The organism is Aminobacter sp. NyZ550, assembly GCF_025628925.2.
GTDB classification, from domain to species: Bacteria; Pseudomonadota; Alphaproteobacteria; order Rhizobiales; family Rhizobiaceae; genus Aminobacter; species Aminobacter ciceronei.
Window position 1 is genome coordinate 690,484 of the sequence record NZ_CP114190.1, and the last position, 12,209, is coordinate 702,692.

Below are 12,209 nucleotides of genomic sequence, written 5' to 3' on the forward strand. Positions count from 1 at the left end.
ACCCGTCGGTGCCGCCGGCGGAGATGGCTGCAACTCCGGCTTCAAGCGCCGCGCCCCTGACGAGGGGACGCGGCAAAAGGCGGCCTGCAAGGCCCCCTGGAGTCACAGACTTACCCCACCTGCAACCACCTCAGGCCGCACAGCGTCGCAATTGCCATGACCGCGCAATAGGCGGCGAGCGGCCAGGCTGTGTCGCCGCCGAGCATGACCACCGCCAGCGTGCCCATAAGGCCGACGATCAGGCTCTGAACGCAGAAATAGAGCGCCACCGCGGTGCCTGCGGCATTGCCGAACGCTTCGAGCGCGCCATTCGCCGTCACCGCGCCGGCAAAGACGATACCGATGGCGATCACCCACATCGGCATGATGAAGGTCGCGAAGGAGGGTTGGCCGAAAAGCTGGCCAAGACAGAGCAGCACTGCGCCTGCGAGCAGCATCGCCATGCCGCGCTTCAGGCTGCCGGGTATCCCCCAACGCGCCACGAACAGTTTGGCGAAGCGCGTGGTGACGATCATGGCCACCGCCGCGGTGGCAAAGGCAAGGCTGAAGCCGAGCTGCGAATAGCCGGCGCGATCGATGAGCACGCGTGGCGCCGTCGAAAAGAAGACGAAGAACGCCCCCATCGCGGCGCTGAAGCCGAGTGTATGGACGAGGAAGGCCGGGCTCTTGAGGATCGCCCGGAAGGCGGGGCGCGACTGGGTCGTTTCGGGCCGGGTCTCGTGCCAACGCAGAAGCGCATTGACCATGGCCAACACGGCGAGCAGGCCGAGCGTGGCGAAGATCGCCCGCCAGCCCAGGCCATGAGCAATAAGCGCGCCGGCGATCGGGCCGAACGCCGGCACGCAGGCCAGCATGGCGCTGAACAGGCTGTAGATAACAGCACCTTCCGGCCGCTCGGCATAGGCGTCGCGTACCGTGGCGAAGGTGGCGACGAGTGCCGCGGAGGCGCCCAGAGCCTGGACGACGCGCAGGGCGACGAACAGCGGCGCCGAGCTGGTGACGGCAAGCAGGAACGAGGCGGCAGCAAACAGCAGCACGCCGCCAAGCAGCACCGAGCGGCGGCCGATCCTGTCGGAGATCGGGCCGAAGATCACCTGCCCGAGGCCGAGCACGATCATGTAGAGGCTCAGCGTCAGCTGGACGACGTCGGGCGTGGTGGCGAGGATTGCCGGCATCTCCGGCACCACCGGCAGGTAGATGTCCATGGCCAGCGAGGCCAGGATGTCGAAGGGCGCCATCAAAAGCAGCGCCGCGGGCAGGGAATGGCTCCACGTAGGAGAGTTTCGATTGGGCATGACTCTTCATCCGCACAAATGAATTTCATCTGGCGGCGATCTGCCACTTCGCTTGTCGATTACATCGGCTGGATGTCAGGAAACGATTTCCCGCAACCGCGCCGGACCGATCAGTGATCAGGAAATGAGGGGGCAGGGCGCCGCAACAACGTCTTGGTGTTGTTGCGGCCTACCTGTCTGCGGACTTGGCTGTACCCATGTTCGTCTCGCGGAGAAGCGCGGTGGCGTCTTGATTGGCTCGCGGCTTCCTAGCAGCCCGCCTGGCCCGGAACAACCCCGGGCCTCGGAAGGACGCGGCTCGGGCGGCTCCGCCGAAAAACCAGCTCGCCAGCAAAAAGCGCAGTCGCGCCTCAGGCGGCGCGCGGGTTTCTCACTGCGGCGGCCTCGGTCGCCTTGAAGATCCGGAAGGTGTTGCGACCCGCTGATTTGGCGGCATAGAGCGCGGTATCGGCTCGCACCAGCAGATCCGAGGGGCTGCGCACTTCATGAATCGCGATGCCGATCGAGGCGCCGAGCTTCAGGGCCCGGCCGCCGTGGTCGACCGGTCTGCCCAGCCTGTCGATGATCTGGCGCGCCAGTTCCGAGATCGCCGCAAGCTCCAACTCCGGCCCCACCAGCACGGCGAACTCGTCGCCGCCGATGCGCGAGACGAGCTCGACGCCGGCGCAGGCGTTTTGCAGACGCCGGGCTACTTCCTTCAGGCACTCGTCGCCGGCGACATGGCCAAAGGTGTCGTTGATCTGCTTGAAGCCGTCGAGGTCGACCAGCAACAGCGCTCCGAGCGGAGGCCGATCGTCGGCATCGGCCGTCAGCTCCGCCAACTTGGTCTGGAACCGGCTGCGGTTGGCGAGCCCGGTCATGACGTCATATTCGGCGAGATAGCGGGTCTGGTCGGCCAGAATCTTCTCTTCGGTGATGTCCTGCTTCATGCCGAAGATACGCACGGCAACGCCATCCTCGCATTCGACGCTGGCAGTGATGCGGATCCAGCGGCGATTGCCCTTCGCAGTCACGATCTCGGCGTCGAGGCCGAAGCCGGTGCGCTCCGCAATGCCCTTGCTGCGCTTGGCATGCAGCTCGATGGCGGAAGCCTCGGTGTAGCATTTGACGATGTCCTCACGGACGAGCGGTGCTCCACGCGGCAGGTCGAACAGATCATAGACCACGTCGGTCCAGTGCAGCGCCTGGTCGGCGAGGTTGCATTGCCAGACGCCGATGCGGGCAGCGGCCGAGGAGCGGTCGAAAATCTTCTGGCTGTGCGCCAGCGAGGCCGCTTGTTCGCGGATCAGCGCCGTCTGCGCCTCAAGCCTTGCCTCGAGCCCCGCGATGATGGCGTCGCTCTGCCTGAGAACGGCCCGCCGCCGTATGTGCCGCGATGACGGACTGCGCATGTGGATAGCCCCTGTTTCGGGCAGAGCTTCGCGCGGCGGCGCTTAATATTCCCTCTCTCTAATGCCGCAAGGGCAGATTGCTGCGCACCAGGGTTAACGTATCCCGAACGCACCATGCCGACGTGCATGTTCTTGAATTGTTCTTGCGCACCTTTGCAATCTATGCTTGTCTTTGGCTGAGACTTACGCAGGCGAGGGGCCGCCTGCCGGAAGCAACGTGCATGAATTCGCCACAGCGCATCCGTGCGGCCCCAAGGAGCGCGGTGCTACAGGGAGGGCAGCATGGTTTCGCGCGTGCGCACTGTCGCGTTCCAGGGCATCGAGGCGGTTCCCGTCGACGTGCAGGTGATGGTCGCGCCCGGCAAGGTCGGCATGCAGATCGTCGGCCTGCCCGACAAGGCGGTGGCCGAAAGCCGCGAGCGGGTGCAGGCGGCGTTGCACGCGTCCGGCCTGTCGATGCCTGCCAAGAAAGTCACCATCAACCTTGCCCCGGCCGACCTGCCCAAGGAAGGCAGCCATTACGACCTGCCGATTGCGCTCGGGCTGATGGCAGCACTCGGCGCCCTGCCGGGCGATGCTCTCGCCGCCTATGTCGTGCTCGGCGAGCTGTCGCTGGACGGCACCATTTCGGCGGTCGCAGGTGCGTTGCCGGCGGCAATCGGCGCCAATGCCGAGGGCAAGGGGCTGATCTGTCCCGCCGCCAGCGGACCGGAAGCCGCCTGGGCCGGTGCCGACATCGACATTCTGGCGCCGCGCAGCCTGATTGCCATCGCCAACCATTTTCGCGGCACCCAGGTACTTTCCCGACCCGAACCCGGCATTCGTGCTGCGGCGCGCGACCTGCCCGACCTCGCCGACATCAAGGGCCAGGAAAGCGCCAAGCGAGCGCTCGAGGTCGCCGCCGCTGGCGGCCACAACCTCTTGATGGTCGGCCCGCCTGGCGCCGGCAAGTCGATGCTGGCGGCGCGGCTGCCCTCGATCCTGCCGCCTTTGTCGCCCAAGGAACTTCTCGAAGTGTCGATGATCGCCTCGATCGCCGGCGAACTCGCGGAAGGCAAGCTCACCGACCGGCGCCCGTTCCGGGCACCGCATCATTCCGCCTCGATGGCGGCAATGGTCGGCGGCGGCTTGAAGGCGCGACCGGGCGAAGTATCGCTCGCCCATCACGGCGTGCTGTTCCTCGACGAGCTCCCCGAATTCACACCACAGGTGCTCGATTCTTTACGCCAACCGCTCGAAACGGGCGAATGCATGATCGCCCGCGCCAATCACCGCATCACCTATCCGGCGCGCATCCAGCTGGTCGCGGCGATGAACCCGTGCCGCTGCGGCATGGCCGGCGAACCCGGCTATCGCTGCCTGCGCGGCACGCGCTGCCAGTCCGACTATCAGGCACGTATCTCCGGGCCGCTGCTCGACCGCATCGACCTGCGCATCGAGGTGCCCGCGGTCTCGGCCTCCGACCTCATCCGCGGCAGCCGCTCGGAAGCCAGCGCCGATGTCGCCTTGCGTGTCGCCCGGGCGCGGACGATCCAGCGCGAGCGCCTCGAACGCCATGGGGTCACAGGTGCCACCACCAATGCGCAGTGCGCCGCAGGCCTGATCGAAGACATCGCCGCGCCCGATGCCGCTGGGCTTTCGCTGTTGCGCGACGCCAGCGAAAAGCTCGGCTTTTCCGCCCGCGCCTATCACCGCGTGCTCAAGGTGGCACGCACGCTGGCGGATCTCGATGGCAGCGAGACTGTCGGCCGCATTCACCTCGCCGAGGCGATTTCATATCGCATGAGCGCCGAGCGCATGGCGCAGGCAGCGTAGGAAGAGGAGGGGCGCCGCAAGCGCAGTTCAGGCTGTCGCAAGGAAGGTGAAGGCGGTAGACGAGCCCAATGAAAGCGAACAGCGGACATGCAGCGTCCGCGGCGCTGGCGGAACTCAACCTCACCGCTCGGTAAGTCTAACGGGACGGTGGCATATGGCCGCCGTTTTGCCTCGCCAGAGGACGCGGCCAGGACCACTTGGCCACAAGCCGCCCTGCGAAACACGAAGGAACAGCGGTTACCGTATCCGCAAGAGACGCTACTTGACCGAGCCGACCAGCATCGGCTGGCCTTCGCGGATCGTCACCCAGCGGCCGGTGTTCTCGCTCGACTGGCGCTTGAGGTAGCTGTAGCCGGTCTCGTCCCACTGGCGCACGGCATCGGTCAGATTGTCGAGGATGAAGTCGCCCTTGGAGGTGCGCACGGTCAGCACCGCATGACCCTCGCCATCGGGCTTGCGCACCACCGTGATCAGCAGGTTGGACAGCTTCAGACCTTCGCGGTTCAAGGTCCGGCGCTTTTCCAGCACATAGTCCTCGCAGTCGCCTTCACTATTGTCGGGGTAGGTCCAGACCTCGTCGCGGCCATAGATTTCGATATCGTTCATTGGTTTGACGGCGGCGTTGACCGACACGTTGACGGCGACGATCTTGCGCCACATCGCGCCTGTCATCTGCTCGGGCCCGGTGTCGCGCGACCGGATCGAGCACTCGGCCGGATTGAGGCGGCAGAAATCGTAATGGCCGATCGGCTGCGACGTCAGCCCACCCGTAATCATCGGCTGGGACGCAGCAAAGGCTGCGCCAGCGGACAAAACCACGCCCGTCATCAGCCCGAAAAACACACCGGCACGCCCCGCCGCGCACCGTAAGCCTGCTGCGGAAATCATCTGCCCCGCTCGCCCCATTTACATCGTTAATAAAACGTTAAGAGCGAGGGGCAGGCGGAGTCAATCAAAGCTCGCTGCAGATTGCAGACATGGTTACCGCAGCGGCGGCCAAGCGATAATTGTGCAACAGACGCACGGCACGGCGGCCGGACAACCGGAGCCGGCTTTCGCCAGCCGCGCTGCACGAATTCAACGAGTTAGGGTGCCCTGTACCCGAAAAGGCGCACAGAACGCAGAAAGGCCCGGCGTTTGCACCGGGCCTTGCCTGTGGAAAAGATGAACCTGGCTGGGCGGCGGCCGTCAGGCCTTGCGCACCAGCCGAGGCTTGGCCGCCTTGCGTGCGGATGCGCCATAGCTTGCCATGAAGTCGACGATGCGGGGCACGATTTCGGCGCGGAAGCGTGAGCCGTTGAAGACGCCGTAATGGCCGACAGCCGGCTGCATGTAATGCGCCTTCATGTCCTGGGGAACGTTGACGCACAGATCATGCGCTGCCTGCGTCTGGCCGAGGCCCGAAATGTCGTCGTTCTCGCCTTCGACGGTGAACAGCGCGACGTTGCGGATTGCCGAGGTGTCGACGGGCTGGCCGCGATGGGTCATCTCGCCCTTGGGCAAAGCGTGGCGCACGAACACGGTGTCGACCGTCTGCAGGTAGAATTCGGCGGTCAGGTCCATCACCGCCAGATATTCGTCATAGAAGTCGCGGTGCTTCTCCGCCCCGTCGCCATCGTTCTTCACCAGGTGCATGAAGAAGTCCTTGTGGGCGATGATGTGGCGGTCGAGGTTCATGGTCATGAAGCCCGACAACTGCAGGAAGCCCGGATAGACCTCGCGGGCAAAGCCGGGCGCCGGCCACGGCACCTGCATGATGACGTTGTCGCGGAACCAGTCGATGCTCTTCTTCTCGGCCAGTTGGTTGACGGCGGTCGGATTGCGCCGGGTGTCGATCGGGCCGCCCATCAACGTCATCGTCGACGGCGCGAAGCGGTCGCCGCGCGCCTCCATCACGGCGACTGCGGCGAGCACCGGCACCGAAGGCTGGCACACCGCCATCACATGGGTGTCCGGTCCCAGCGCGTGGAACATGTCGATGACATAATCGATGTAGTCGTCGAGATCGAACTTGCCTTCGGTCACCGGCACCATGCGGGCATCGGCCCAATCGGTGATGTAGACGTCGGCATACGGCAGCATTGCCTCGACAGTGCCACGCAGCAGCGTCGCATAGTGGCCCGACATCGGCGCCACGATCAAAAGCTTGGGGTCGGGGCGGCGGCCGGCGGGCAGGTCGCGCTCGAAGCGGATCAGATTGCAGAACGGCCGCGACCACGCGACCTTCTCGGTCACCGCCACCGGCTGGAAGTCGACAACCGTCTTGTCGAGACCGAAGGCGGGCTTGCCGTAGCGGCGCGTCGTGCGCTCGAACAGTTCGGCCATCGCCGCCACCGAACGGCCGACCGGCATGTGCGAGAACGGGTTGAGAGGGTTGGAGTAGAACAGCTTGACGGCGTCCGCATAGGCGCGGGCCGGCTGCAGCGCAGCATGGGTCGATTCATAAAGCTGGTAAAACATGATGTCCTCATACGGCCATTCGGGGAGGCGAGCCGGCCGGAGGCCCGTCATGCAATGCAGCGAAGTTAACAAACATCTGCTGCGATGCAATATCTCACTTGGTGTGAAACAGGGTCATTCTTTGGTCCAAGCTATTGAAAATCCGTTTTCAATCGCGCCGCCGGCTCAGCACCTGTCGCCCTTGACGTTGTGCGACGCCGAAAGACCCCGAATCAGCCCGGCGGCCAAACACCATCGCCCCGCCGGGCAAGACTGCACGGCGGAGCAGGACAATTCAGAGTGTTGTGAAGCTGCTAGATGCCTTCGACCAGCATGATTTCGCCATCGGCAAACTGCTGGCGGATCGACTTGGCGTGCTGGTATTCGGGCGAGAAGTAGCAGTTGCGCGCGTCGTCCATCGAGGCGAACTCGATGATCACATTGCGGGCCCGGCCAGGCCCCTCGACCGCCTCATGGGCGCCGCCACGGGCGATGAACTTCGCACCGAAGCGTTCGAAGGCCGGCTTGGCCGCAGCGACATAGCCCTTGTAGCCCTCGGGGTCGCGAACATCGACGCGTGCGATCCAGTAAGCCTTGGTCATTCTTTCCTCCCGGGCTGCCCCATCTTCAAAACGCGCTGTGACGAGCCGACTGGTGTTGTTGTCGAGAACCGGAGCACAGTGGACATTCAGGTCCGTGAGCACCGGAAGCGGAGACAACCGCGGCGGGCGTTCGTCACAGAGGAATCTTAGGCTTTTGCCATTTCCTCAAGGATAGCCTGCGCCGCAGCCTTCCTGTCAACCGCGCCGACGATCGGGCGGGCAACGACGAGGTGGCTCGAGCCGTTGCGCATGGCGTCGGCCGGGGTAACAACCCGCTTCTGGTCGCCATGGTCGCTGCCTGCAGGGCGGATGCCCGGCGTCACCACCGCCATGCTTGGCCCGACGATGCGGCGCACTGCCGAGGCTTCGCTGGCCGAGCAGACGATGCCGCCCATCTTTGCCTGCAGCGCCTGTTCGGCGCGGCGCAGCACCAGCGTGTGCGGGTCGTATTCATAGCCCGCGTCGATCATGTCCTTTTCGTCCATCGAGGTGAGGACCGTTACCGCGAGCAGGCACAGGTCGCTGCCTTTGGCTGCCTCGACCGCCGCCTTCATCGCCTTGGGATAGGCATGCAGCGTCAGCATGGTCATGCCCATCTTGACGATGTTCTCGACGCCCTTGGCCACCGTGTTGTCGATGTCGAGCAGCTTCATGTCTAGGAACACCTTGGTGCCGCCGCTGGCCAGCTCGCGGGCGAAGTCGAGCCCTCCGGCAAAAGCCAGCTGGTAACCGATCTTGTAGAAGCTCGCGGTGCCTTCGAGTTCGCGGACCGCTCTTTCGGCTTCCTTGACGGTGGGCAGGTCAAGGCCGACGATCAGCCGGTCGCGTACAGTGTCTATGCTGCTCATGGTTCTACCCTTCGCGACATCATGGTGGCTCGTTCGACAAGCGTTTGGCACAGCCGCTGCATGCCCTTGCGCAGGCGCTCCTCGCGGAATTCGCCATTGCCGTCGAAGGCTTCGCTGCCATGCGGCACCGAAACCTGCGGCGAAATCACTTCCATCTGGATGTGCGACAGCACCGCGCGCAAATGGGTGGCGCTGCGGATGCCGGCGAAATGGCCGTCGGAGGACGAGCAGATCGCCACCAGCTTGCCGGCATAGGGTTGCAGCCGCTTGCCGCCGTCGCTGCGCACGCGGCTGACCCAGTCAATTGTGTTCTTGAGCAGCGGCGGCATCGAGCCGTTGTATTCGGGCGTCGCGATCAGCACCGCGTCGTGCATGTCGATCAGGCGGGCGAGTTCGACGGCATTATCGGGCACGCCGTCGCGTTCCTCGAGGTCTTCGTCCATGATCGGCAGCGGATAGTCGGCGAGCGAGATACGCGTGACCTCGGCACCCTGCAGCGCCAATTCCTTCTGCGCTATGTCGGCCGTGCGGCCGCTATAGGCGCCGGCCCTGATCGAACCGGCAAAGACGAGAATTCTGGGAACGAGCGGCATCATCCATCCTGTGGCACGCTCGGCAAGACGCGCCAAACATCGTGGCGACGGTATAGGGGCGATCAGCCGGCCAAATCAAGGCCGCTGTGCTCAGTGCTTGGCGCGGCGATAGACCCAGAGCTGCGTCGGCGGAATGTTGCGGATGATGAAGTCGAAATGCTCGACGGTGTAATTGCCGAGGCCCGGCGGGATCGGCGATTTCGGGCCGTAGGTCAGCTGGATCACCGGCCGTCCGGCAGGGATGCGCTTGAGCAGGCCCTCGAGATAGGCAACGCGGCTGGTGACCGGAAAGTTGAGCAGCGGCACGCCCGAGACGACCGAATCGAAGATCAGGTCCTTCTTGTCGCCGAGCGTGTTGTCGAGGTCGAAGGCATCGCCCTCGATCACGTTCACGCGCGGGTAGAGGCGGCGCAGGTGCTGGACGAAATCGGCCGAATATTCGACCGTATAGAGATCCTCCGGCTGTACGCCATGGGCGAGGATCGCCTTGGTGATGACGCCGGTGCCGGGCCCGACTTCGAGGACCGGCAAGCCGGAGCGGGTGTTGACGACGGAGGCCATGCGCTTGGCGGTGACCGAGCTGGTCGGCACGATCGAACCGACGGCCTTGGGCTTGTCGATCCACCCCTTGAAGAACTTCAGTTCGTCATCGAACTTTGCCGCAAGGGTTTTGCGCAATCCGGAACCGCGTGGCATCGCTTCGATCTCCTCACCGCTGCTGGGGGGAGAAATAACAGCAAAGTGGGCCAGCGCAAGCAGAAAGCTGGCTCAATTTCCGTTACGGCAGAAACATCCTCATTTATCGCCGAAGGACTCGAAAAAGTCCTTCATGCGCGAGAAGAAACCGCTCGACTGCGGCGAGTTCTCGGTCGACGACAGCTTCTCGAATTCCTCGAGCAGCTCACGCTGCCGCCGCGTCAGGTTCTGCGGCGTCTCGACCGCCGTCTGGATGTAGAGGTCGCCGACCTGAGGCTGGCGTAGCACCGGCATGCCCTTGCCCTTGAGACGGAACTGGCGGCCGTTCTGGGTGCCTTCGGGCACTTTTACGCGGGTCTGGGTGCCGTCGAGCGTCGCCACCTCGAACTGTCCGCCCAGTGCGGCGGTGGTCATCGAGATCGGCACCTTGCAATAGAGATCGGCACCATCACGCTGGAAGAACTCGTGCGGCTTGACCGACAGGAAGATGTAGAGATCGCCCGACGGGCCGCCGCGCAGGCCGGCCTCGCCTTCATTGGCGAGACGGATGCGGGTGCCGTCCTCGATGCCCGAGGGGATGTTGACAGACAGCGAGCGCTCTTCGGTGACGCGGCCCTGGCCGGCGCACTTGCCGCACGGGTCCTTGATCGTCTGGCCGCGGCCCTGGCACTGCGGGCAGGTGCGCTCGATCGAAAAGAAGCCCTGGCTGGCGCGCACCTTGCCGTGGCCCTGGCACATCGAGCAGGTCACCGGCTGGGTACCGGGCTTGGCGCCCGAGCCAGCGCATTCGGTGCACAGGATCGAGGTCGGCACGCGGATTTGCGCGGTCTTTCCGGCAAAGGCTTCCTCGAGCGAAATTTCCATGTTGTAGCGCAGGTCGGCGCCGCGCTCGCGGCCACCCGAGGAGCGGCGGCGCCCGCCGCCCATCATGTCGCCGAAGATGTCCTCGAAAATGTCGGCGAAGCCGCCGGCACCGAAACCGCCGCCGCTGCCATTGCCCATGCCGCCATTCTCGAAGGCGGCGTGGCCGAAGCGGTCATAGGCGGCGCGCTTCTGCGGGTCCTTCAACGTCTCGTAGGCTTCGTTGATTTCCTTGAACTTGTGCTCACACGCGTCGTCGCCCGGATTGCGGTCGGGGTGGAACTGCATGGCAAGCTTGCGGAAGGCCGACTTCAGCTCCTTCTCGTCGGCGCCCTTCTGGACACCCAGCGTTTCGTAGAAATCAGCTTTCATATCTTCCCGTCACTGCCTCGGCGCCAGCCACCGGATTGCGCCATCGGTGGTAATAGGCCCCGATTTAGTAAACCATGCGCCGGTATGCCATAGGGCGTACCGCCGGAGCGGCAGATTTCATCAGAAAATCGGCTAAATTTGCAGCCATTGTGGCCTCGGAGCCGCTCAGGCGATGCGGCGACGCACTGCTTTGGGCTTTTCCATCCCCAACCGGGAATTGAGATACTGGCTCACAGGCCCCTCAAAGTAGCGGTCCGAGGCCATCGCCACCACCAGGACGGTTGCCGCCGGCAGCAGCCAGAAGGTGTAGAAGCCGATCACCTCGAGCGGTTCGACCAGCTTGCGCCAAACCAGCGCCAAAAGCAGCGTCTCGATGACAGGGTGGATCATGTAGATGCCGAACGAGACGCGGCCGAACGGATGCAACGGCTTGAGATAAAGCGCGCCGTCGGGATTGTTGCGCTCGGCAAGGGCGGCGAGGAACATCGCCGCCGCCAGCAAGAGCACGATCACATAGGCGTTCTGCTGGGTCGCCATGGCCGCGATCGCCAGGGCAAAGGTCAGCCAGCCGGGCAGGTGGCTCGACAACTTGAGCCTGGAGTCCCGCATGGCCACCGCCACCATCGCGCCGAGTGCGAAATCGGCAAAGGCGCGATAGGCGCCCCAGGTGTTGGCCTCGAGCCAGCTCGGAAACGGGATCCAGCCCAGCATCACCGCCAACTCCAGCCCAGAGACGGCGGACGCCGCCACCACAGCCAGTCCCGACCTGCCGTGGCGGCGATAAGCCAGGACGATGACGGGCAGGGCGAGATAGCAGAACCACTCTGCCGACAGCGTCCAGCTGACATAGTTGAAGGTCAGATTGTCGGTCAGGCCCCAGGCCTGGACCAGCAGCAGGTTGGCTGGCAGCGCCGCCCAGGCATAACGCTCGGGCTGCTGGGTCTGCACCAGGCCGAAATGCAGGGCCGCGGCAACCACGCAGAAAAACAGCAGCGTCACCAGATAGAGCGGATAGAGCCGGGCCAGACGGCGCACGATGAAGCGGCGGAACGATCCCGGCTCGGCCATAAGCGTGTCGGCATAACGCAGCATGATCAGGAAGCCGGAGATCATGAAGAACATTTCCATCAGCGGCATCAGCCGGTAGAGCGCATTGCTCGCCGCCTCGTGTCCGGGCGGCGCATAGCGCAGGAAATGCCACATCATCACGGTAAGAGCTGCGGCCAGCCGCCAGATTTCGAGCGTCCTGAAGTGCATGCCGCCCTCCACCACCGCACCGCCGAGGTCAATTCTCGGC

At 64.5% G+C, this 12,209-nt stretch carries 11 protein-coding genes; 1 reads left to right on the top strand and 10 read right to left on the bottom strand.

Features of this window, described 5'->3' with window-relative positions:
- Positions 1 to 110: 110 nt before the first annotated feature.
- The gene (gene cml, locus N7E70_RS03370) at positions 111 to 1,295 is read right to left on the bottom strand and encodes a CmlA/FloR family chloramphenicol efflux MFS transporter (protein ID WP_263005541.1); all 1,185 of its coding nucleotides are present in this window, start codon (positions 1,293 to 1,295) and stop codon (positions 111 to 113) included.
- Between the two features lie 350 nt (positions 1,296 to 1,645).
- On the bottom strand, positions 1,646 to 2,686 hold the full coding sequence (locus N7E70_RS03375) for a sensor domain-containing diguanylate cyclase (protein ID WP_263005542.1): 1,041 nt from the start codon (positions 2,684 to 2,686) through the stop codon (positions 1,646 to 1,648).
- A gap of 282 nt (positions 2,687 to 2,968) precedes the next feature.
- Here N7E70_RS03375 and N7E70_RS03380 point away from each other — a divergent pair, with 282 nt between their 5' ends.
- Positions 2,969 to 4,501 carry a YifB family Mg chelatase-like AAA ATPase gene (locus N7E70_RS03380; RefSeq protein ID WP_067955681.1) on the top strand — a complete coding sequence of 511 codons (1,533 nt, stop codon included), beginning with the start codon at positions 2,969 to 2,971 and terminating at the stop codon, positions 4,499 to 4,501.
- 258 nt (positions 4,502 to 4,759) lie between these two features.
- Here the strand turns inward: N7E70_RS03380 and N7E70_RS03385 are convergent, their stop codons facing one another.
- The 8 genes from N7E70_RS03385 to N7E70_RS03420 all read right to left on the bottom strand — a co-directional run bounded on the left by N7E70_RS03385 (position 4,760) and on the right by N7E70_RS03420 (position 12,169).
- The gene (locus N7E70_RS03385; RefSeq protein WP_442866491.1) at positions 4,760 to 5,389 is read right to left on the bottom strand and encodes a transglutaminase-like cysteine peptidase; all 630 of its coding nucleotides are present in this window, start codon (positions 5,387 to 5,389) and stop codon (positions 4,760 to 4,762) included.
- A gap of 300 nt (positions 5,390 to 5,689) precedes the next feature.
- Positions 5,690 to 6,961: a polyhydroxyalkanoate depolymerase gene (locus N7E70_RS03390; protein ID WP_067965868.1), complete on the bottom strand. Its 1,272-nt coding sequence runs from the start codon at positions 6,959 to 6,961 to the stop codon at positions 5,690 to 5,692.
- Positions 6,962 to 7,254: 293 nt separating this feature from the next.
- Positions 7,255 to 7,542, bottom strand: coding sequence for a DUF1330 domain-containing protein (locus N7E70_RS03395; RefSeq protein WP_055982026.1), 288 nt, complete (start codon positions 7,540 to 7,542; stop codon positions 7,255 to 7,257).
- A gap of 146 nt (positions 7,543 to 7,688) precedes the next feature.
- The gene (pyrF, locus tag N7E70_RS03400) at positions 7,689 to 8,390 is read right to left on the bottom strand and encodes an orotidine-5'-phosphate decarboxylase (protein ID WP_067955685.1); all 702 of its coding nucleotides are present in this window, start codon (positions 8,388 to 8,390) and stop codon (positions 7,689 to 7,691) included.
- Entirely contained in the window at positions 8,387 to 8,983 is a 597-nt protein-coding gene (locus N7E70_RS03405) for an NADPH-dependent FMN reductase (RefSeq protein WP_263005587.1), read from the bottom strand. Before N7E70_RS03405 ends, pyrF begins: the two co-directional genes overlap by 4 nt.
- 90 nt (positions 8,984 to 9,073) lie before the next feature.
- The gene (pmtA, locus tag N7E70_RS03410; RefSeq protein ID WP_263005543.1) at positions 9,074 to 9,679 is read right to left on the bottom strand and encodes a phospholipid N-methyltransferase PmtA; all 606 of its coding nucleotides are present in this window, start codon (positions 9,677 to 9,679) and stop codon (positions 9,074 to 9,076) included.
- Between the two features lie 99 nt (positions 9,680 to 9,778).
- On the bottom strand, positions 9,779 to 10,912 hold the full coding sequence (gene dnaJ, locus N7E70_RS03415) for a molecular chaperone DnaJ (protein ID WP_192312766.1): 1,134 nt from the start codon (positions 10,910 to 10,912) through the stop codon (positions 9,779 to 9,781).
- Positions 10,913 to 11,077: 165 nt separating this feature from the next.
- Entirely contained in the window at positions 11,078 to 12,169 is a 1,092-nt protein-coding gene (locus N7E70_RS03420; protein ID WP_263005544.1) for an acyltransferase family protein, read from the bottom strand.
- Positions 12,170 to 12,209: the final 40 nt, after the last annotated feature.